Origin of the sequence: Mesorhizobium carmichaelinearum (assembly GCF_900199455.1) — a bacterium.
Taxonomy (GTDB): domain Bacteria; phylum Pseudomonadota; class Alphaproteobacteria; order Rhizobiales; family Rhizobiaceae; genus Mesorhizobium; species Mesorhizobium carmichaelinearum.
In genome coordinates this window covers 479,998-501,090 of sequence record NZ_FZQR01000004.1, presented here as the reverse complement: position 1 = coordinate 501,090, position 21,093 = coordinate 479,998, and the positions used below count along the sequence as shown (strand labels likewise).

At 61.5% G+C, this 21,093-nt stretch carries 20 protein-coding genes and 1 tRNA gene; 6 read left to right on the top strand and 15 right to left on the bottom strand.

Going from position 1 to position 21,093, the window contains the following annotated elements; all coding sequences use genetic code 11:
* Nucleotides 1-43 precede the first annotated feature (43 nt).
* Both plsY and dprA read left to right on the top strand, forming a co-directional pair.
* A complete protein-coding gene (gene plsY, locus CKW40_RS12255) occupies nucleotides 44-631 on the top strand; it encodes a glycerol-3-phosphate 1-O-acyltransferase PlsY (RefSeq protein WP_095200128.1) in 588 nt (195 codons plus the stop codon).
* On the top strand, nucleotides 628-1,761 hold the full coding sequence (gene dprA, locus CKW40_RS12250; RefSeq protein ID WP_095200127.1) for a DNA-processing protein DprA: 1,134 nt from the start codon (nucleotides 628-630) through the stop codon (nucleotides 1,759-1,761). The genes plsY and dprA overlap by 4 nt, the downstream gene beginning before the upstream one ends.
* A gap of 9 nt (nucleotides 1,762-1,770) precedes the next feature.
* Here dprA and CKW40_RS12245 read toward each other — a convergent pair whose 3' ends face one another.
* The 5 genes from CKW40_RS12245 to CKW40_RS12225 form a co-directional block, all read right to left on the bottom strand.
* Nucleotides 1,771-1,983: a hypothetical protein gene (locus CKW40_RS12245; protein WP_095200126.1), complete on the bottom strand. Its 213-nt coding sequence runs from the start codon at nucleotides 1,981-1,983 to the stop codon at nucleotides 1,771-1,773.
* Between the two features lie 53 nt (nucleotides 1,984-2,036).
* Complete coding sequence (gene otsB / locus CKW40_RS12240; RefSeq protein WP_095200125.1) at nucleotides 2,037-2,825, bottom strand: trehalose-phosphatase; 789 nt, start codon at nucleotides 2,823-2,825, stop codon at nucleotides 2,037-2,039.
* Complete coding sequence (locus CKW40_RS12235) at nucleotides 2,825-4,591, bottom strand: alpha,alpha-trehalose-phosphate synthase (UDP-forming) (RefSeq protein WP_095200124.1); 1,767 nt, start codon at nucleotides 4,589-4,591, stop codon at nucleotides 2,825-2,827. Before CKW40_RS12235 ends, otsB begins: the two co-directional genes overlap by 1 nt.
* Nucleotides 4,592-4,700: 109 nt before the next feature.
* Nucleotides 4,701-6,863 (bottom strand): amylo-alpha-1,6-glucosidase, encoded by a 2,163-nt coding sequence (locus CKW40_RS12230; RefSeq protein WP_095200314.1) that lies wholly within the window; start codon nucleotides 6,861-6,863, stop codon nucleotides 4,701-4,703.
* Nucleotides 6,864-6,905: 42 nt separating this feature from the next.
* Nucleotides 6,906-7,967 carry a glycosyltransferase family 4 protein gene (locus tag CKW40_RS12225; protein ID WP_095200123.1) on the bottom strand — a complete coding sequence of 354 codons (1,062 nt, stop codon included), beginning with the start codon at nucleotides 7,965-7,967 and terminating at the stop codon, nucleotides 6,906-6,908.
* Between the two features lie 174 nt (nucleotides 7,968-8,141).
* Between CKW40_RS12225 and CKW40_RS43735 the strand changes: the two genes are divergently transcribed.
* Entirely contained in the window at nucleotides 8,142-8,639 is a 498-nt protein-coding gene (locus tag CKW40_RS43735; RefSeq protein ID WP_244571164.1) for a hypothetical protein, read from the top strand.
* A gap of 39 nt (nucleotides 8,640-8,678) precedes the next feature.
* On the opposite strand, the gene CKW40_RS12210 is transcribed toward CKW40_RS43735, so the two are convergent.
* Nucleotides 8,679-9,398, bottom strand: a complete 720-nt coding sequence (locus tag CKW40_RS12210) for a carbonic anhydrase (RefSeq protein WP_095200122.1) — start codon at nucleotides 9,396-9,398, stop codon at nucleotides 8,679-8,681.
* A 389-nt stretch (nucleotides 9,399-9,787) separates the two neighbouring features.
* On the opposite strand from CKW40_RS12210, the gene CKW40_RS12205 reads away from it, so the two are divergent.
* Both CKW40_RS12205 and CKW40_RS43730 read left to right on the top strand, forming a co-directional pair.
* Complete coding sequence (locus CKW40_RS12205) at nucleotides 9,788-9,973, top strand: hypothetical protein (protein WP_095200121.1); 186 nt, start codon at nucleotides 9,788-9,790, stop codon at nucleotides 9,971-9,973.
* A 425-nt stretch (nucleotides 9,974-10,398) separates the two neighbouring features.
* Nucleotides 10,399-10,704, top strand: coding sequence for a hypothetical protein (locus CKW40_RS43730; RefSeq protein ID WP_179297931.1), 306 nt, complete (start codon nucleotides 10,399-10,401; stop codon nucleotides 10,702-10,704).
* Between the two features lie 1,019 nt (nucleotides 10,705-11,723).
* On the opposite strand, the gene CKW40_RS12195 is transcribed toward CKW40_RS43730, so the two are convergent.
* Together CKW40_RS12195 and CKW40_RS12190 are read right to left on the bottom strand one after the other, a co-directional pair.
* Nucleotides 11,724-12,275, bottom strand: coding sequence for a hypothetical protein (locus CKW40_RS12195; protein ID WP_095200120.1), 552 nt, complete (start codon nucleotides 12,273-12,275; stop codon nucleotides 11,724-11,726).
* Between the two features lie 192 nt (nucleotides 12,276-12,467).
* Nucleotides 12,468-12,543: transfer RNA gene (locus CKW40_RS12190), tRNA-Lys, on the bottom strand.
* Nucleotides 12,544-12,848: 305 nt separating this feature from the next.
* Between CKW40_RS12190 and CKW40_RS12185 the strand changes: the two genes are divergently transcribed.
* Nucleotides 12,849-13,355, top strand: coding sequence for a BA14K family protein (locus CKW40_RS12185; protein ID WP_095200119.1), 507 nt, complete (start codon nucleotides 12,849-12,851; stop codon nucleotides 13,353-13,355).
* Between the two features lie 83 nt (nucleotides 13,356-13,438).
* Here the strand turns inward: CKW40_RS12185 and glpK are convergent, their stop codons facing one another.
* The 7 genes from glpK to CKW40_RS12150 all read right to left on the bottom strand — a co-directional run bounded on the left by glpK (nucleotide 13,439) and on the right by CKW40_RS12150 (nucleotide 21,060).
* Nucleotides 13,439-14,929 (bottom strand): glycerol kinase GlpK, encoded by a 1,491-nt coding sequence (gene glpK, locus CKW40_RS12180; RefSeq protein ID WP_095200118.1) that lies wholly within the window; start codon nucleotides 14,927-14,929, stop codon nucleotides 13,439-13,441.
* A 90-nt stretch (nucleotides 14,930-15,019) separates the two neighbouring features.
* The gene (locus CKW40_RS12175) at nucleotides 15,020-16,744 is read right to left on the bottom strand and encodes an ABC transporter substrate-binding protein (RefSeq protein ID WP_095200117.1); all 1,725 of its coding nucleotides are present in this window, start codon (nucleotides 16,742-16,744) and stop codon (nucleotides 15,020-15,022) included.
* A 79-nt stretch (nucleotides 16,745-16,823) separates the two neighbouring features.
* Nucleotides 16,824-17,111, bottom strand: a complete 288-nt coding sequence (locus CKW40_RS12170; protein WP_095200311.1) for a DUF2160 domain-containing protein — start codon at nucleotides 17,109-17,111, stop codon at nucleotides 16,824-16,826.
* Nucleotides 17,112-17,113: 2 nt separating this feature from the next.
* Nucleotides 17,114-18,034, bottom strand: a complete 921-nt coding sequence (locus CKW40_RS12165) for a carbohydrate ABC transporter permease (protein WP_095200116.1) — start codon at nucleotides 18,032-18,034, stop codon at nucleotides 17,114-17,116.
* Nucleotide 18,035: 1 nt separating this feature from the next.
* On the bottom strand, nucleotides 18,036-18,902 hold the full coding sequence (locus CKW40_RS12160; RefSeq protein ID WP_095200115.1) for a carbohydrate ABC transporter permease: 867 nt from the start codon (nucleotides 18,900-18,902) through the stop codon (nucleotides 18,036-18,038).
* Complete coding sequence (locus tag CKW40_RS12155; RefSeq protein WP_095200114.1) at nucleotides 18,903-19,970, bottom strand: ABC transporter ATP-binding protein; 1,068 nt, start codon at nucleotides 19,968-19,970, stop codon at nucleotides 18,903-18,905.
* 10 nt (nucleotides 19,971-19,980) lie between these two features.
* Nucleotides 19,981-21,060 (bottom strand): ABC transporter ATP-binding protein, encoded by a 1,080-nt coding sequence (locus CKW40_RS12150; RefSeq protein WP_095200113.1) that lies wholly within the window; start codon nucleotides 21,058-21,060, stop codon nucleotides 19,981-19,983.
* Nucleotides 21,061-21,093 lie beyond the last annotated feature (33 nt).

The window sequence follows — 21,093 nt, the reverse complement described above, 5'->3', positions numbered from 1 at the left end:
GTCGCGCCCGATCCTGCTCACTGGGGGAAATGCGGGGGAAACAATGACTTACGGCCTAATCCTGGCGCTGGTATTCGGCTACCTCTTAGGCTCGATTCCCTTCGGGCTGCTGCTGACGCGAGCCGCCGGGCTTGGTGACGTGCGCAAGATCGGCTCCGGCAATATCGGCGCCACCAATGTGCTGCGTACCGGCAACAAGGGTCTCGCCGCCGCGACCTTGCTGCTCGATGCCCTGAAAGGCACGGCCGCCGTGCTGGTCGCTGGCCATTTCGCACCAGAAACAGCGGTCTGGGCCGGTCTTGGCGCCTTTCTCGGTCATCTCTTCCCGGTATGTCTTGGCTTCAAGGGCGGCAAGGGTGTCGCCACCTATCTCGGCGTGCTGATCGGCCTTGCCTGGCAGGTGGCGCTGATCTTCGCCGTCGTCTGGCTGGTGATGGCCTTCCTGTTTCGCTTCTCCTCGCTGGCAGCGCTGACGGCGGCCGTCGTCGTGCCGATTGCCCTGTATTTTATGAGCGCACCGCAGATTGCCGTCCTGTTCGTGGTGATGAGCATCATCGTCTTCATCAAGCACCGGGCGAACATTTCGCGGCTGCTTGCCGGCACTGAGGGCAAGATCGGAGCCAAGGGTTGAGCGAGCCGGCCGCCGGGCCGCGCCTCAGCGACCGGCAGCGGCTGAGCTGGTTGCGGCTGATCCGTACCCAGAATGTCGGCCCCGCCTCCTTTCGCGACCTGATCAACCGCTTCGGATCCGCCGAGGTCGCGCTGGAAATCCTGCCGGAACTGATGATTTCGGGCGGCGCCAGCCGGATCGCCCGCATTCCGTCGATCGCCGAAGCCGAGGCCGAACTCGAGGCAGCCCGCCGGGCTGGCGCGCGCTTTGTCGGTATCGGCGAGCCCGACTATCCATCCTTGCTGAGAAGCATGGACAATCCGCCGCCCCTGCTGGCGGTGAAGGGCAACACCTCTGTCTTCCGGCTGCCGGGCGTTGCCATTGTCGGCGCCCGCAACGCATCGCTGGCCGGGATCAAGATGGCACGCATGCTGGCGGCCGATCTTGGCGGCGACGGCTATGGCATCGTCTCCGGCCTGGCGCGCGGCATCGACACGGCGGCGCATCAGGGCAGCCTGGCGACCGGCACGATCGGAGTTCTGGCCGGAGGCCTCGACCTGCCCTACCCGCCCGAAAATGCCGGCCTGTGCGACGAGATTGCCGAGCGCGGCGCTGTCATCTCCGAAATGCCGTTCGGCTGGCAGCCGCGCGCCCAGGATTTTCCACGCCGCAATCGGCTGGTCGCAGGTGCTGCTCTTGGGCTGGTGGTGGTCGAAGCAGCGCAGCGTTCGGGCTCGCTGATCAGCGCCAGGCTTGCCGGTGAAATGGGGCGGCTGGTCTTTGCCGTTCCTGGCTCGCCGCTGGACCCACGCGCGGCCGGCACCAACGGCCTGCTCAAGGACGGTGCCACGCTGGTCACCGAAGCCTCAGACATTTCCAGGGCGATCGCGCCGCTGACCGGCATGCGGGCGCCTGATGTGCCGCCGTTCGACGACCCGCCGGACTTTTCGGCCACGCCGCCACCCGGCGAGAGCGACCGCGCCAAGGTCATCGAGGCGCTAGGCCCGACACCAGTGCCGGTCGACGAGATCATCCGCCACACCGGCCTGCACCCGGCCCAGGTCTTCATGGTGCTTTTGGAACTCGACCTCGCCGGCCGGCTCGAACGCCATGCCGGCGGCAATGTTTCGCTGGTCTTCGGGGAAGGCTAATCGGAGCCGTCAATGACGCTTGGGTTCCTTCTGCCCGGTCTCGGCGTAATCCGGTGTGTTGGCTCCAAACAGATCTTTCTCGACAGCCTTGCGCCAGACTGCGTCAGCGTCTTCGGGGCGCAACGGCTCAACTGCCGTCTTGGTATCACCGCCGTGCGGCTCGGAGCGCCGCCGAAGCCAGGCGGGCATGATTTCCCCGATGAGGCTGGTCAGTTGGGTCATTGCAAACTCCTTCCATGCAGGTGAACCGGGAGCGGCTTAGGGGCAAATCCGGTTCATTTGGCCGTTGCGGCTAGCGTCGCCGCTTTCGCAGTCTCCCGTCTGCTCATCTCGTCCAGCCAAGCCAGGGCCGCATCCACGCCGGCCAGCGCAAAAGGTGCCGCGGTCGGCCCGTGCGGCTTTATGCGAACCGAGATGCCGTCCAATTCGTTGACGACCTCGAACCCGTTCTCGTCGGATGTATCGTCACCGAGGAACACAGGCCGCCGTCCCCTGAAAGCCGGAATTTGCATGAAGCGGCGGATCGCCGCTCCCTTCGCCGCCTCCAGCGGCATCAGTTCCACGCCGGCGTTGCCCGCCAAGACCCGATAGCCCGCAGGCAACCTGTCCAGTGCCTGTTCGACCAGATCCGTCGCGCGCTGCAGCAAATGCGGCGCCGCGCGTGTATGAATGGCCAGGATCGGTCCCTTGCGTTCGATATAGACATCCGCATTGTCCAGTTCTGTTGCGATTTCGTTGGCAAGTGCGGCAATGTCAGCCGGTTCGACGGCGGCTTCGACCGGACCATCGCGCGCCAGCCTGTGCTCGAGGCCATAAAGCCCGGCGGCACGCAATCTGAGAGGTTGGAAGAGATGGTCGACGGCGGCGATAGACCGTCCCGTGATGAACGCCAGCGCTCCGTCCAATTGCGATTCAAGCCGTGTCAACAGCATGCGCAACTCATCACTGACGACCACCGCATCGGGATGCGCGGCATGTTCGAGAAGCGTGCCATCGATATCGAGGAACAGGCTCCATGGCCCTTGCGGGACAACGGGTTCCGGCGGGTTTGGCAATATCGACATCACAGCGCCGCCACGCGTCGGCGATCTAGTAGCGATATAACGTTGGCAGGGGCCGCTGGAGCAGCACCCACGGCACGATCGACCGCGTCACGCTTGCGCAAGCGCGCCGCATCGAGAAGCATGCTGCCCGCCCACCGATAGACATTGTTTTCGCGCACGATCTCGCGCATGCGTCGCATGCGCTGGCGTTGCTCCTCCTCGGACATGGTCAAGGCCTGCAGCAAGGCGTCGCCCATCATCGCCGCGTCATAGGGATTGACGATCAGGGCTTCCAGCAGCTCCTTCGAAGCGCCGGCAAACATGCTGAGCAGCAGCACACCCTGTTCATCCTCGCGCGCCGCGACAAACTCCTTGGCAACCAGGTTCATGCCGTCATGCAGGCTGGTGACCATGCAAACGTCGGCGGCACGGTAGATTTCGTAGACCTGCTGCTGCGAGTGATGTTCCGTCACCATCAGGACGGGGGTGTAGCCTTCGCGGCCATAGCGCTGGTTGAGATCCTCGGCATGGAGCAGGCACTCCTCATACAATTGTTGATAGGCAGGCAGAGTGCCGCGGCTGGGCGCCGCGATCTGCAAGAGCGCCACCTTGCCGATCCATTCCGGATGAAGCGTCAGCAGTTCATCGAGTGCGTTGAAGCGATCGAGGATGCCCTTGGTGTAGTCGAGACGCTCAACGCCCACGCACAGTTTGACATGTTCGGCCAGGCCGAATTTCTCGCGAACCTGCCGACGGCATTGCGCGACATCTGGCAGTTTGTCCAGGTGGGGCGGCGACCACTCGATTGAAATCGGATAGGCGTGAACGAGGCTGATCTCGCCGCCATAGGAAATGGCCGAATCCTCGCGCTCGATCCGGCTTTCCAGGAAACGATCGACGCTGTCGATGAAGTTGTTGCAATGGAACTGGGTGTGAAAGCCGACGATCGAACTGCCGAGCAGGCCTTCGAGAATCTTCTCACGCCATGGACAGATGCTGAACACTTCCGAATTCGGCCATGGAATGTGCCAGAAGGTGATGATGATCGCCTCCGGCAGCCGCTCCCGGATCATCCGCGGCAACAGCGCGAAATGGTAATCCTGGACCAGCACGATCGGCCGCTCGTTGCGGGCTTCCGCGACGACGGTGTCGGCGAATTTGCGGTTAACCGCCTCATAGGCTTCCCAATCCGAGGCGCGGAATATCGGCCGGGTGAAGGCGATATGGCAAAGCGGCCAGAGACCTTCATTGGCAAAGCCGAGGTAATAGCCTTGCTGTTCCTCCTCGCTCAGCCAGACGCGGCGCAGTGTGTAGGAAGGATTGTCAGGCGGCACCTCGATCCGGTCGTTCTTGTCGACCACCAGCTTGTCGGCCGAACCACCGCCATAGGCGATCCACGTGCCCGCACAGGCGCGCGTGATCGGCTCCAGGGCGGAGACGAGCCCGCTGGCGGGTACCACCAGCTGGATGTCGTCGCCCTCGCGGTTGTGGATATACGGCTCACGATTTGAAACGACGATCACCTGCGCATCGGGCAATTCGGTTGCGAGGATGTGACGCAGCGTTTCAGGTGACCATTGCACCAGTGCGGCAACGGCCGACTGCCCATTCTTCTCGAATTCCGGCAATGGGCTGTGAGCAGGGCTGTTCCCCACGGCAATCCGTGCGCCTCGGCGCGCCCGCACCATCATGGTCACCAGCGCGATGGCCAGGACGCCGACCGCTGCAAGGGTGAAGAGCCATAAAGCGAATGAAGGAACAACCAGATACGAACTGTCGTCGGGCATTGAAACCGATTACCTTTCAATGGGATACCGCAGCGTCTTCGTTGACTGGGAGTTCCGGCACCCATAGTCTGGTGGTCCAACGCCTGTGGTGCGGGATGGTTCCGATTTTTCAGCTTCTGACCACGAGTGGCACCAGCCCCTCATGCGGTTCCGCAAGGAAGGCGCCGACACGATCTCCGACGCGCCGGAATGTCAGATCCACCGCCGCCTGCCCTACCGAAAGATGGCGGATGACGAGGCTGTCGATGCCGATGGGCAGGCGCGGCCGAGTCACATGGATCTCGCCTGTCCAGCCATCGATCTGAAGGCCGAGGCACGACTGCATGAGCATGAAGGCAGAGCCGGCGGACCAGGCTTGCGGCAGGCAGGCCACCGGATAGGCAATCGGCGCTTCACCGGCCGCGCGCGTGAAGCCGCAAAAGAGTTCGGGCAGCCGCATGTTGAAGTGGACGGCGGATTCGAAGGTTCCGCTCATCAATCGCACCACGCTGTCGCGGTTGCCGTATCGCGCCAGTCCGGTGGCGCAGATCGCGGTGTCGTGCGGCCAGATAGATCCGTTGTGATAGGACATCGGATTGAAGAAGATCGCGTCGTCCGCCAACGTCCTTAGCCCCCAGCCGGAATGGAACGAAGCCGACAGCAGTTGGTCGGCGACCATGCGCGCGCGATCCGGGCTGGGAAGGCCGACATAAAGCAGGTGACCGGCATTTGATGTGCGCACCTTGCAGGGTTGACCGTCGCCATCCAGTGCTAGCGCATAATAGCCGAGTTCTTCGATCCAGAAATGGCGCTCGACTTGTTGGCGAATGGCATCGGCGCGTATTTCCCAGCTCTCCGCCCGCTCCGTTTCGCCGCGCAGCCGTGCCAGCTTCGCCAACCCCTGGAACGCCGCGAAGACATAGCCCTGCACCTCGACCAGGGCGATCGGCCCCTTCGGAATGCGGCCATCGGCGTGAAAGACGGAATCGAAACTGTCCTTCCAGCCCTGGTTGGCAAGGCCGGATTCGGCGGCGCGCTGGTAGGTGAGGAAACCCGTCGACCGGCTCGCCGTTTCGATCCACTCGGCCGCGGCGCACAGCGATGGCCACAGCGTATCGATGAAGGCTATGTCCCCCGTGCGGTCCGCGTAGGCGCAGGCAAGATGGATATAGAGCGGCGTCGTGTCGACACCGCCATAGTAGCGGCCGAACGGCAACTCGCTGAGCGCCACCATCTCGCCCTTGCGGGTCTCGTGCATGATCTTGCCGGGTTCGGAATCGCTGAAAGGCGAGGTCTCGGTCGCCTGGTGCTGGGCGAGAAACGCCAGGACGCCGCGCGCCAGACCGGGATTGAGCCAAAGCATCTGCAAGGCCGAGATCACGCCATCCCGGCCGAAGGCCGTGGAGAACCACGGTATACCGGCATAGGGATAGGGCCCGGTTGGCAGTTCCGTCGTGAGCAGCGCGACATCGGCGCGCGCCCGCTCCATCCAGTCGTTGAAGACGCGGCCCGAACTGTGCAGCGTCGCGCCGTGCCGCCGCTTGGCGCGCATGCCGAAACGGGCACGGGCGGCGGCTGCGCGAAACCGACGGCTTTCGGGGCGATCGTCGGTCTCGTTGCCCACCTCCACGTAAAGCGTCTGGCTGCTGCGCTTGGTGACGGCGATGACGAAATCGGCCCGCTCGGAGGTCAGTTGGTCGGGCGTCTGCGAAAAAGAAATCGCGGATGTGCGCACCACCTTGTCCAGGCCTTCGTAGCGAAGCACGACCGCGTTGCGGGTAATCTCCGCCGTATGGGTGGTGCCACGCTTTGACCGGGTCGAGCCGCGGACCTCGAACATGTCGCGAAAATCGGCGGCAAAACGCAGCGACAGCAGGATCGTCGAATGCTCCCGGCTGTAGTTGGACAGCGTTATGCGCTCATAAAGCCTTTCCTCCCACAGCAACCTGACGCGCTCGATATGGATAGCGCCTTGCGGAATCTGGCGGCCAGCGGCACTCTCGATCGGCAGATTGGTCAGGTTGGTGGTGAAGAGGACATTGTCCTGGCTCAGCGATGCGCCAAGCAATGACGTCGACCGCCCGCCGACGGTGAGGCGAAATTCGGAAAGCACGCGCGTGTCGTCGCGAAAAAACCCGTCGCCGACGCCGCGTATATCGCCATAAGCGTCGGCGACGACAAAGCAGTCGCCATGCTTGAGGGCGAAGAGCCTGTGCGGTTCCCGCGGCGCCGTCTCATCGAGAGACGCCAGTGCGATCGCCGGATCGAGCGTGCGCTCGTCAAGTGGGCTGATGGTCAATAGGCCTGTCCTTGTTCATTCTGAAAGGCACTTCCGCTACGAGGCCTTGACGTGACCGCCGGCGTCGACCAGCTCTGCATAGGCGGCGGCGTAATCCTGCCCCATCCTGCGGGCTGAAAAGCGCCGCTCGAACACCGCCCTGACACGCCGCCTGTCGAGTTGCAGGAGAGCCGGCATGGAGGCAACAGCATCTTCGATAGTCTCGACGACGAAACCGGTCACGCCGTGATCAACGATCTCCGGCATGGCACCGCAACTCCAGGCCATGACAGGCGTCCCGCAGGCCATCGCCTCGATCACCGCAAGACCGAACGGCTCCGGCCAATCGATCGGGAAAAGCAGGGCGGTAGCGTTTCCGAGAAACGCCTCTTTCTGCTGCTCATTGATCTCGCCGACATATTCGATCTGGTGGCCATCGATCATCGGCTGGACGACTTCCTCGAAATAGGCGCGATCGTCGTCACCGATCTTGGCCGCGAGCTTGAGCTTCAAGCCGGTGCGGCGAGCGATCTCAATTGCCCGATCCGGGCGCTTGTCGCGCGACATCCTGCCGAGAAAAGCAAGATAGCCGCCTTCCGAACCTGCCTCGAAATCGGGTTCGTAGAGATCGACCGGCAGGCCGTGGTGGATTGTCGCTAGCCAGTTGGCGGATGCGAACCGCGCCCGCTGGCTGCGCGATATCGAAATCATCGGGAAGCGCGGGAACCGATCATAGGCTTGTGCGAGGTCCGCGTAGTCCAGCCTGCCATGAGGTGTCGTCACAGTACGCTGCGACATGTCGCGGAAAAACGGGAAATGCAGGAAATGGCTGAGATGGAAGTGAATGACGTCGAAATCTTCAGCCCTTTTCCTTACCTCATCGAGCATCGATAGATGCGCCGCGATCTCGGACTTCAGCGGACGGGGATCAAGACGAAGCGCCCGCTCACGGCATGGCACGAGCCTGGCGGAGGTCTTGGTGTCGCCGCTGGCGAACAGCGTCACGTCGTGGCCGAGGTCGACGAGAGCCTCCGTAAGATAGGAGATGATGCGCTCCGTCCCGCCATAGAGCCTTGGCGGCACGGATTCGTACAATGGTGCGACATGGGCGATCTTCATGGCCCGGCCTTCCCTCAATGAGCTGGTCATGGAGCGAAATGCTTCAGCCGCAGGATCGTTCCGGCCTCATTGGCAGATGCGCCGAATGATCGAAGAGCGTTTGATGTCCGACCTGGCCGCACTATTTCCTGTGGGCTGCCGAATTTGCACGCACGGCAGCCCAAGGAGGCCCAGGTGCAAGAACCGAAGGATGCGCAAGAACCCAGGGATATTGCAGCCCGACGCCTGGGCATGATCATCGAACAATATGTCGAGGCCAGAAAACGGCATTATGACTTCGTGTCGACGGATCAGGCTGCCAGGGTGGTCCGCAGGATGTTGAAACCCACGGATCCAGCCCTCTCAGACCGCAAGCTCGACGATATGCTCGCAGCGCTGGCCGTCAAGAACGGCCTGGTAGTCGTCTTCGATCGCGGTGTCAGAGCACCGGCCGATATCGCCGAGGCCGGCCTGGACAGAAAGGAACCGACCATGCGAGCACCCACGGAGACCCCGGATGTTGCCGGCGCGGTGGATTCCATTCTGGGTGCCCAGCCCGCGCCGCTTTCAATGAGCGCGGTGATCTCGCTGCTGCGCGAACGGACCGGCACCAAACGGTCGGACGCGGATCTGGAAGGCCTGATTGCAAAGAAGGCCGCCGTACTCGACGTCCATCTGTCGCGGCGCGGCTGAAGGTCGATCGCGGCGGGTCGGGCGTCGTATGGTGGTGTGTTATTCGATGTAGGTCACCGCACCCGTTTGGAGATCATAGATCCCCGCGACGATCTTCAGCTTTCCCGCCTTGGTAAGACCGGCCAACAGTTTGCTCGAAGCGGTCAAGCGCATCGCCGTCCTCTGCGCGCTCTCCTTGGCGGTGTTGTCGACGAAATCGCCCGCTTGGCTGCGCACTGCGATCGCCGCAGGCAGGATCGGTTCGATCATCGAGCCGATCGCGCCGGGATAAGTCGCATTCTTGGTGACCACGTCGCACGCAGCCTTGACGGCTCCGCAACTTGTGTGCGCCAGGACGACAATCAAGGGTGAGCCGAGCACCGCCGCGCCGTATTCGACCGTGCCGAGCGTCGCAGTGTCGACGAGGTTGCCGGCATTCCGGGCGACGAACAGTTCTCCAACACCATGGCCGCCGAAGATCAGCTCCGGCGGAACGCGACTGTCGGCGCAACTGATGATCGTGGCCCAGGGGGCCTGGTGTGTGGCGACAGCGTTCCGCTGCGCGGCAAGGTCGTTCGAGCAAAGTTCCGGGTGGCTGATATAGCGTTCATTGCCGGATTTCAGCGCAGCCAGTGATTCATCGAGGGTCAGCTGCGGCGCCGCGCTCTCGTCCGCGCGCGCCGGCCATGACGCTCCACCAAAACCGAACGCAACGAGTCCCGCGCCGACTTTGAGGAAATCCCTCCGGCCAACCCCTTCACCGTCGCAGTTACTGCACACTGTTTGGCTCCGTCGCTGAGATTTGAGACTGCTCTACGACAAACATGCGCCTTCTCTAATATAGTCGCAAGATATTACGGAACTCGGAAATCACGCCGACGGATAAGAAAGGGCGCTGACGGTCAACAAAGCCGGACGCCGTGGCCCCAAACCACTCCGCGATCAATGAAAACCCGCCATAGGAGCGACCCGCGACGGGCTTTTGGAGTGGCTACATCCCTGAAAAATCGACCGCTTGTAGGTACTTGTGAACTGTGTGATCGCGTTAGCCTATGGTGTGATCGTGGAAGCCTGGCGGGCAGCACAAGCGGAGCTTCTGAAAACGTACAACTCGCTTCTAACCGCCTACAGGCACCCTAAACCCTCTGTATCCGGCGTATCTGAAGGCTTTGGCAACCGCCAGGTCCAACGCCCACAACGTAAGCGGCATCATCGGGTATGGCGCGCAGGGGCTGTCCCCCACACCGCAGCAGATCGCTCATCGCGCCGTCTATGGCTTCTCGACTGGCGGCATGATTGGCGGAGACTCCGGCGACACCCAGAAGGTCGAATCCAGGCGGCGGATCCGTCTCTAAGGAGAGCCAGGCTGAAATGCGCAGGCAGGCTTCGCTTGCAATCCGAGATGCACTGAGGTCAGTCAATGGTCGATAATGTGACGCCTTGGCTGGCGTTCATGCTCTCGGCTGGCGTCGTTTTGGCGCTGGCGTGGCCTTTCTAGGGATCGCCGGGGCTTGCCTTGGCGCCGTCGCTGACCGCGGATGTACCGGCAGCGGCGGACTTACCTTGCAATCGCCATTCCGACCGCTATTTCGAGCCCAATTGCAAGGCCACCAGCGAGTTTCCTGGTAGCCCTTGTCGCGCAGGTACATGGTCAGGATTTTCTCGACCATCGACGACACCGACCGCATGTCGTCCTTTGGCGAGGCCAAAGGCAGAGGGCTTTTCATATCGGTTGGTCAAGTCTACACCATCGGTCGGGCGAAAACGCCGGTGGGGCGCCATGAAACCGATCGCGATTGCAATTCCGTTACTCTTCCTCGTGGTGCAGGCTCAAGCGCAAGAGCGCAGGGATATCGCCGGCCTGAGTTGCGCCGAAGTTCAGGCACTACTGAAGCAGGACGGCACCACCGTCATTCGCTACCGCTCCATATTCAACCTCAGCCTGACGCGCTACGACCTCTATGTCAGCGGGCAGAAGCAATGCGGTCCTGGCGAGGTGGCTACTGGCGCAGGCGTGCCGACGACCGACACAGATTATTGCCCGGTCCATAGATGCATTGCGAGCAATCTCTTCGTGGCAAGGTAGCCGGCGTCACCATAAGCAAAAGCTCGACCTGGTGAAGCTTCGCGACCGCTTCGGCCCCGATGCACCAGCCATGGAATGGGATATCAGGCCGAAGCTTCGATGCAAGAAATGCAACGGGAACGACGTCGGCCTGAGCTACACGCCGGACACCAGCCCAAACGCCTACGGCAAGGCAAGGGGTGGGTGAGAATCGCGGTCCCGCGTTTGCGCTAGGAGGGAATCATAACAAGCAATGACGCTGGCAGCTTACGCGCGAGATTTCCAAAACCTTCAAAGCCCTGACGTTTGGATCAGGTTGGCAACTCGCATACCAAGCCTAGTGGTGAATTCCCCTTCGTTGGCGGCGAAATCCCAACAGAAGAAGGCCCCCATGCAAAAAAGCAGGATGGAGAATCGCATTAGCGTACTCTAATATAAGACAGGTTGAGTAAGCGTTAAGACAGAGGCGCCGCCTTTGAGTGCACAGGGTAAAAGATGACCGACAAGCCGGTAACAACCTACGTGGTCAGCGTCTTTGAGAAGCCTAGCTGGCGCACTGTGCTGACCACCAAGGACGAAGGGGTTCTGACCTGACCGAGTGGACAATTTGTCTAGACGGCCCGCTGCCTCACGGTGGCGGGCTTTGTTTACTGGCACTTGACGTAACGTGAACTAGGCGCAATCATTTCGGATTGGCAGGATGAGGGCGTTTCAATGAAACTCGTTGTCTTTGGCATAGCAATGGTATTGGTCGCCACCGGAGCAGCTGTTGCGAAAGCGAAGAACAAGGTGGCTACCGCTCAGGCTGCAACCTCGTGTTCTGCAGCTCATATGAAGGCTGTAAGCAAGCCGACCCCGAAACTGGATTGCAAATCGACAGGCGGCGTCGTTGTTGCGCGACCGTCAAATGGGCCCGCAAACTTCCTGGATCATTATAATCCGCACTTAGGGTATGTCACCAGTCCGTGGTTTGTCCCGACGAGCCTTTAGACTGAATACACCGAGAGAGGTTTAAGCCCGCTGCATCACGGTGGCGGGCTCTATTTCTTCGCAATGGCTGCGTCCTCGATATTGTCGAGGGTCCGAAGTTGCTCTCCGATGCGCATGTTGAGCACACCAGAGATATCGGCCGCCTGAATCATCCAGTGGCGGCCCTTGCTTTGGCTATCAGCCATTCCGACCTCAACGCAGACATTAGTCAATTCTTTGGCAAGTTGGCGGATCGGCTCATCACTGACCCGTTCGCGCAGTCTGATCGTTGAGGTTTGCGCGAGGAAAAAACGGTGGCTTACTCCTTCCGGCAGCAAAGTCGATCGCCACTTCCCTGTATCTTTGAAAACCATCTCATCCGAGTGATTTGCCTCGCCGGCAGCACGGATTAATTCTCCAACTCGTTCCTGAAGTTCAAGCAACGTCGCTCGCTGAAACTCGATCCGACGGTCGCGAGCGGCATCTAAGCGCTGTTCAAGTCGGGCAAGCCTTTCGCGTTCACCTGTGCGCCAGTCAGTGATGCTTTGAGTGATCAGGCCTATAAGTGCACCAACCAACAGCGTCACAACTGGAAACCATACCTCCGGCGCGAGCCCAGCCATAACCCGTCCCATGTCGCGTCCATGTCGCACGGACCTGCCGATAGTCGCAGGAACGCCTGCGAAAGCAACGGTCGCGTCCGAAGAGCGACTCGACGCCCTACCCCATTTTCCCGGACACAGTGCGGACACAGATTTGCGGACATCGAAATCGACCGCGCGACCTGCTGTATCTAGCTGATTTTATTTGGCTTTTGGTGAGCGCGATGGGATTCGAACCCATGACCTACTGATTAAAAGTCAGTTGCTCTACCGGCTGAGCTACGCGCTCCCGCGGGCTTGAAAAGGCCGCCCTCGAAATTGCGCGGAACATAGGGAGAGTGGCTCAACCGGTCAACCGGAAAAAACGCGTCCACAAGCCAAGACTTCTCAAGCACTGCCACCATGCCTGCCTGCCCGCTTCGGTCACGAGCGCTACGCTCCTCGCGAAGCAATGGCGCTGCCTCTCGTCGACACCGGTCACAGGCCGGAGAAATATTACAAATCAGCAACTTGGGATTTGGCGAGGAACCTTCCCGCATATCGCCCGTTGTCTCGCCACAAGGGACATCAATCACCCTTTCGAAGGAGAAGACAGTGAACAAGATCGTATCGGGTATACTGGCGACCACTTTGTCAGTTTCATTCGCTGCAGCGGCCATGCCGGCCAATGCTGCTCAGATGTTTGTGCCCCAGGCATCAGGGATTTCGTCAGATATCGTGAATGTCGGCGAGTCTCGCTACGACCAGTGGCGTCATGGCAATCGTCATTTCAATGGCAATCGCAATTTTGGCAACCGCAATTTCAACGGCAATCGTAGCTTTGCGCGAAACAACGACGGCGGCGGCTACTGGAACGGCCATCGCGGCTATCGCGACTATCATCGCGGCTATCGCCGTCACGGCGACTATTGGTTCCCGCTGGCAGCGTTCGCGACTGGTGCGCTGATCACCGGTGCGATCATCAACAGCGAGAACAATCGCGTCTACGAAGGCAACTCGCATGTCCAGTGGTGCTACGACCGTTATCGCAGCTACCGCGCTTCGGACAACACCTTCCAGCCGAACTACGGTCCGCGGCAGGAGTGCCGTTCGCCTTACTGATCCAGGGTTGAGTATCCGTAGCTGGTAAGTACGAGTACAAGTGTGAGTATAGGACCCGCGTCGGAAACGGCGCGGGCCTTTTCCTATGCGCTCAGCGTCCTGCGCACAGCATCGCGCCAGCCTGCCAGCTTGGCGGATCGTGTGGCGATTTCCATCTCCGGCTTGAAGCGCCGCTCGAGCGCCCAGCTCTTGGCGAATTCCTTCGCCTTTGGCCACACGCCGGCCTTCGACCCCGCAAGCCAGGCCGCACCCAGCGCGGTCGTCTCCAGAATGGTCGGGCGATCGACTGGCGCGTCGAGGATGTCGGCCAGCCGTTGCATGGTCCAATCCGACGCCACCATGCCGCCATCGACCCTGAGCACCGTCTTGGCCGAAGTGCCCTTCCAGTCCTTGCGCATGGCGTCGAGCAGGTCGCGGGTCTGGTAGGCGACGGATTCGAGGGCGGCGCGGGCAAATTCGGCCGGTCCGGAATTGCGGGTTAGCCCAAAAATCGCGCCCCGTGCCTCTGCATCCCAATGCGGCGCGCCGAGACCGACAAAGGCCGGTACCAGATAGACGTTCTGCGTCGGGTCGGCCTCTGCGGCCAGCTTGCCGCTATGCTCGGCCTTGCCGATGACCTTGATGCCGTCGCGCAGCCATTGCACGGCAGCACCTGCGATGAAGATCGAGCCCTCCAGCGCATAGGTCGTCTTGCCGTTCAGCCGGTAGGCGATGGTTGTCAGCAGCCGGTTCTTCGAACGCACCAGATCGCTGCCCGTGTTGAGCAGCGCGAAACAGCCGGTGCCATAGGTGGATTTCATCATGCCCGGCTCGAAGCAGGCCTGGCCGATGGTCGCCGCATGCTGGTCGCCGGCAACGCCAAGGATCCTGATCTCGGCGCCAAACAGACTTTTCTCGGTCACTCCATAATCATCGGCGCAGTCTTTGACCTCCGGCAGCATTTTTGCCGGGATGTTGAGAATGGCCAAAAGCTCGTCGTCCCAGGCGTTTTCCGCGATGTTGTAGACCAGCGTACGCGAGGCGTTGGTGGCGTCGGTGGCGTGGACCTTGCCGCCGGTCAGCCGCCAGATCAGAAAGCTGTCGATGGTGCCGGCGAGCAACTCGCCTTTCTCGGCGCGTTTCCTGGCGCCCTTCACCTTGTCGAGCATCCAGGCGATCTTGGTGCCCGAGAAGTAGGGATCGAGCAGCAAGCCTGTCTTGCGCGTGAACTTCTTCTCCAGGCCCTGCTTCTTCAGTTTCTGGCAGAGCGGCGCGGTGCGGCGGTCTTGCCACACAATGGCGTTGTGGATCGGCTTGCCCGTTGCCTTGTCCCAGATGACCACGGTCTCGCGCTGGTTGGTGATGCCGATGGCCGCGACATCAGACGCTTCGCGGCCGGCATTCTTCAGCGCGGCCTTCACGGTCGTCACGACGCTTGCCCAGATTTCTTCCGGATCGTGCTCGACCCAGCCCGAGGCCGGATAGTGCTGGGTGAATTCCTTCTGCCCGCTGCCGGCGACTTTCATCTCCCCGTCAAACAGGATCGACCGGGTCGACGTCGTTCCCTGGTCGATTGCCAGCACAAAACCGTTCATCCCGACGTCCTCCGCCTCGATACAAAGAAGGGAGACGGCAACGCGCCGCCTCCCCCAATTTCACACGGGCGCGAACGCCCGCATAGACAGTTACTTCTGCCAGCTCTTCACCAGCTCGTCATAGTTGATGGTGATCGGCTTGTCCTTCTCCTTCTCGAGCTTCAGCTGAGGCGCCAGATTGCCGCCCTTGACCGCGTCGGCGTTCCAGTAGGCAAGGTCATGCTCTTCGGCCATCTTCGGTCCGATGTCGCCCTGGACACCGGATTTCTCGATACGGGCCATGACTTTTTCCTGATCGGCGCAGAGCGAATCCATGGCTTCCTGCGGTGTCTTGGCACCCGAGGATGCGTCACCGATGTTCTGCCACCAGAGCTGCGCCAGCTTCGGATAGTCTGGCACGTTGGTACCGGTCGGCGTCCACTGCACACGGGCCGGCGAGCGATAGAACTCGATCAGACCGCCGAGCTTCGGCGCACGTTCGGTGAAGCTCTTGTCATGGATAGTGGAGTCGCGAATGAAGGTCAGACCAACCTGGCTCTTCTTCACGTCCACGGTCTTCGAGGTGACGAACTGCGCATAAAGCCACGCGGCCTTGGCGCGGTCGGTCGGCGTCGACTTCATCAGCGTCCAGGAACCGACGTCCTGATAGCCGAGCTTCATGCCGTCCTTCCAGTATGAGCCGTGCGGAGACGGCGCCATGCGCCACTTCGGCGTGCCGTCGTCGTTCATGACCGGCAGGCCGGGCTTGACCATGTCGGCGGTGAACGCGGTGTACCAGAAGATCTGCTGGGCAACATTGCCTTGCGACGGCACGGGGCCGGATTCGGAGAAGGTCATGCCCTGGGCTTCCGGCGGCGCATAGGCTTTCAGCCAATCAAGATACTTCTGGATGGCATAGACCGATGCAGGTCCATTGGTGTCGCCGCCGCGCGCGGTGCACGAGCCGACAGGCCGCGAATTCGCATCGACCTTGATGCCCCATTCGTCGACCGGCACACCGTTCGGCAGGCCCTTGTCGCCATTGCCGGCCATCGATAGCCAGGCGTCGGTGAACCGCCAGCCGAGCGACGGATCCTTCTTGCCGTAGTCCATGTGGCCATAGACCTTCTTGCCGTTGACGTCGCGGCCGGTGAAGAATTCAGCGATGTCCTCATAGGCCGACCAGTTGACCGGCACGCCGAGATCGTAGCCGTACTTGGCCTTGAAGTCGGCCTTGTTCTTCTCGTCGTTGAACCAGTCGTAACGGAACCAGTAGAGGTTGGCGAACTGCTGGTCGGGCAGTTGGTAGAGCTTCTTGTCCGGCGCGGTGGTGAACTTGGTGCCGATGAAGTCGTCGACGTCGAGCATCGGATCGGTAACATCCTTGCCTTCGCCCGCCATCCAGTCGGTCAGGTTGCGCACCTGCTGGTAGCGCCAGTGCGTGCCGATCAGATCCGAATCGTTGACCCAGCCGTCATAGATGTTCTGGCCGGTCTGCATCTGGGTCTGGATCTTTTCAACGACGTCGCCTTCCTGGATGACGTCATGCGTGACCTTGATGCCGGTGATGGCGGTAAAGGCCGGTGCCAGCACCTCTGACTCATACTTGTGGGTCGTCAGGGTTTCCGAGACCACCTTGATGTCCATGCCGGCGAAGGGCTTGGCCGCGTCGATAAACCACTGCATTTGCTTTTCCTGGTCGGCACGGGAAAGCGTCGACACACCGCCTATCTCCTTGTCCAGAAAGGCTTTTGCCTCATCCATCCCGGCATAGGCATTGCCTACGCCGAGCAACAGGACAAGGGCCGTTGTTGATGTTAAAAATTGCCGTCGCATGTGTTTCCTCCACTGTTTCAGGTTTCAAGTGCGATCTGGAGCGGCGGCCGGCACGCTGCCGCTCCAACAGTTTCCCCCTCTATACGTAACGGAACACGCCAATGGCGTAGACCACGGAGAGAGCGAGAGCCCACCACAGGTTGGATCCGACAAGACCCAGCCAAGCGAGATGGATAAAGGCGCTGCCGAGCAGCGACAGGAACAGGCGGTCGCCGCGCGTCGTCTCGAAGCGCAGCAGGCCGACGCGCGGATTGCCGCCCGGCGAGGCGTATTCCCAGGCGCCCATGCCGACCAGCAGCAGGGCGATGACGCCAAAAAAAGCGGCCGTCGGCCAGGTCCATGCCATCCAGGAGAAGTCGAAGTTCATGATCATACCCTCCCTAGGGCGAAGCCCTTGGCGATGTAGTTGCGCACGAACCAGATGACGAGCGCGCCGGGGATCAGCGTCAAGACGCCGGCAGCGGCGAGAAGTCCCCAATCCATGCCCGACGCAGAAACCGTTCGGGTCATGGTGGCGGCAATCGGCTTGGCATCTGTCGTCGTCAGCGTGCGGGCGATCAACAGCTCGACCCACGAGAACATGAAGCAGAAGAAGCAGGCGACGCCGATGCCGCTGGCGATCAGCGGCATGAAGATCTTGACGAAGAAGCGCGGGAACGAATAGCCGTCGATATAGGCGGTCTCGTCGATCTCCTTCGGCACGCCCGACATGAAGCCTTCGAGGATCCACACTGCCAACGGCACGTTGAACAGGCAGTGGGCGAGCGCCACCGCTATGTGCGTGTCGATCAGGCCGAAGGCCGAGTAGAGCTGGAAGAACGGCAGCGCGAACACCGCTGGCGGCGCCATGCGGTTGGTCAGCAGCCAGAAGAACAGATGCTTGTCGCCAAGGAAGCGGTAGCGCGAGAAGGCGTAAGCCGCCGGCAGCGCCACCGACACCGAAATCACCATGTTCATGACGACATAGGTGATCGAATTGATGTAGCCGGAGTACCAGACCTTCTCGGTGAAGATCGTATAGTAGTTGGCCAGCGTCGGCGCATGCGGATAGAGCGTCAGCGAGTTGACGATCTCCGCATTGGTCTTGAAGCTCATATTGATGAGCCAGTAGATCGGCAGAAGAAGGACAATGATGTAGAGCGTCGGCACGATCCACCACCAGCGCGATTCCTCGCCGCGCCGGCGCATGCGCTTGTCAAGCTCGCTCTGCGACAGTGAACTGGCCAGGCCTTCCGCGGCAGCGGACCCGTTCATCGCATTGCGCTCGGTTCGTTCATTGGCGCCAGCCATTTCAGCGCTCCGCGTCGTAATTGGTCATCACGGTGTAGAACACCCATGACAACAACAGGATGATGAGGAAGTAGACCAGCGACATGGCGGCCGCCGGGCCAAGGTCGAACTGGCCGAGCGCCGTCTTGACGAGGTCGATCGACAGGAACGTCGTTGAATTGCCGGGCCCGCCGCCGGTGACGACGAAGGGCTCGGTGTAGATCATGAAACTGTCCATGAAGCGCAGCAGCACGGCGATCAAAAGCACACGCTGCATCTTCGGCAACTGGATGTAGCGGAACACCGCCCAGCGCGAGGCGCCGTCGATCTTGGCCGCCTGATAGAAAGCATCGGGGATCGAGACCAGCCCGGCATAGCAGAGCAGCACGACGAGGCTGGTCCAGTGCCAGACATCCATGACGATGATCGTCACCCAGGCATCGAACGGATCCTGCACGTAATTGTAGTCGATGCCGATCGCGTTGAGGTAATAGCCCAGCAGGCCGATGTCGTTGCGTCCGAACACCTGCCAGATGGTGCCGACGACGTTCCACGGGATCAGCAGCGGCAGTGACATCAGCACCAGGCAGACCGGCACGCCCCAGCCCTTCTTGGGCATGTTGAGCGCGATGAAGATGCCGAGCGGCACCTCGATCGCCAGGATGATGAAGGAAAAGATTAGGTTGCGGACCATCGCTTCCCAGAAGCGGCCGGACGACAGCAGGTCCTCGAACCATTCAGTGCCGGCCCAGGTGAAGACATTGTTGCCGAACGTGTCCTGCACCGAATAGTTGACGACCGTCATCAGTGGGATGACGGCGGTGAAGGCCACCAGCACCAGCACCGGCAGCACGAGGAACCAGGCCTTGTTGTTCCAGGTCTTGTCCATCTATGCCCCCATCTCGACACGCCAGGAATCGGCATAGATGTTGATGCCGGCCGGATCGAACCGCACCTTCGGTTCGGCCGGCACGGTCTCGTCCTCGCCGATCACCGCGGCGATGTCCCGACCTTCCAGCTTGGCGCGCACCACCTTGTGGCGGCCGACATCCTCGACCTTGCTGATCGAAACGGCCATGCCGTCGCGGCCGAGCCTGACATATTCGGGGCGGATGCCGAGTTCGACGGTCCCGCTGCCAGCTTTGGGTGCGCCTGGCAATTCGATCCGCTGCGAGCCGAGCGTCGCCGTCTTGCCGTCGATCGCCACCGGCATGACGTTCATGCCGGGCGAGCCGATGAAATAACCGACGAACGTATGGCGCGGCCGCTCGAACAGTTCCGCCGGCGTGCCGATCTGGACGATGCCGCCATCATACATGACCACGACCTGGTCGGCGAAGGTCAGCGCCTCGGTCTGGTCGTGGGTGACATAGACCATGGTATAGCCGAAGCGGCGATGCAGCTGTTTCAATTGCGAGCGCAGCACCCATTTCATATGCGGGTCGATAACGGTCAGCGGCTCGTCGAACAGGATGGCGTTGACGTCGGAGCGCACCAGTCCGCGGCCGAGCGATATCTTCTGCTTCTGGTCGGCGGTCAGGCCCCTCGCCTTCTTCTTCGCCCAGGACGCCAGATCGATCATCTCCAGCGTCTCGCGCACCTTGCGGTCAACATCGGCTTCCGGCACGCCGCGGTTGCGCAGCGGGAAGGCCAGATTGTCGTAGACGGTCATGGTGTCGTAGATGACCGGGAACTGGAACACCTGCGCGATGTTGCGTTCCTGCGTCGACAGGTTGGTCACGTCCCTGCCGTTGAACAGCAACTGGCCGTGTGAGGGGTGCAGCAGCCCCGAAATGATGTTGAGCAACGTGGTCTTGCCGCAGCCGGACGGCCCGAGCAGCGCATAGGCGCCGCCATCCTCGAATGTGTGGTGCACTTCCCTGAGCGCGAAATCGGCATCCTTCTGCGGGTTCGGCAGGTAGGAGTGCCTGACATGGTTGACGTCGATGCGTGCCATATCGCCCTCCTCAGGCCGCCAGCTTCGGTGCGGTCACGGCGCGGCCGTGCTCGTCGAAGACCATGATGTGACGCGGATCGATGAACACCTCGACCACTTCGTCGGTCTCGAAATCCCTGATGCCATGGGTCAGCATGACCCAGCGCACATCGGCGAAATCGAGATGGATGAAGCTTTCCGACCCGGTGATCTCGGTGATGGTCACCTTTGCCCGCACCGGCACGGCGCCGACATCGGGCCGTTCGAGCGACAGATGGTGCGGCTGGAAGCCGATCGTGTAGTTGCCGTCGGCAATGCCGACGAGTTCGGGCGGCACCGGCAGCTTCACTCCGCCCTCGAGCAGGAAGTCGGCGCCCTTCTTGGCCAGCACAATGGTGTTGAGCGGCGGATCGGCGAAGGTCCTCGCCGTCACCAGGTCGACCGGCTTGCGGAACACATCGATGGTCGGCCCGAACTGGGTGATGCGGCCTTCCGAGAGCGTTGCCGTGTTGCCGCCGAGCAGCAGCGCCTCGTGCGGTTCGGTGGTGGCATAAACGAAGATGGTGCCGGCGGCGGCGAAAATCCTCGGCAATTCGGCCCGCAATTCCTCGCGCAATTTATAGTCGAGATTGGCAAGCGGCTCGTCGAGCAGCACCAGGCTGGCATTCTTGACGATGGCGCGCGCCAATGCCGTGCGCTGCTGCTGGCCGCCCGACAGGCTGAGCGGTGTGCGATCGAGATACGGCGTCAGCTTCAACAGCGCCGCGGCCTCGCGCACCTGGCTGTCGATCTTGGCCTGCTCCGCGCCGGCCACTCGTAGCGGCGAGGCGATGTTCTCATAGACGGTCATCGCCGGATAGTTGATGAACTGCTGGTAGACCATGGCGATCTTGCGCTTCTGCACCGGCGTGCCGGTCACATTCTGGCCGTCGAACCAGACCGAGCCGGAGGTCGGCACATCGAGGCCGGCCATCAGCCGCATCAGGCTGGTCTTGCCGGAAAGCGTCGGCCCGAGCAGGACGTTGAGCGAGCCATGCTGAAGCGTCAGCGACACGTCGCGAATGTGCTCGACCGCACCGACCGTCTTGGTGACGTTCCTCAGTTCCAGCATGACGCCTCCTCCCAGGCTTGCAGCATCAGCTCA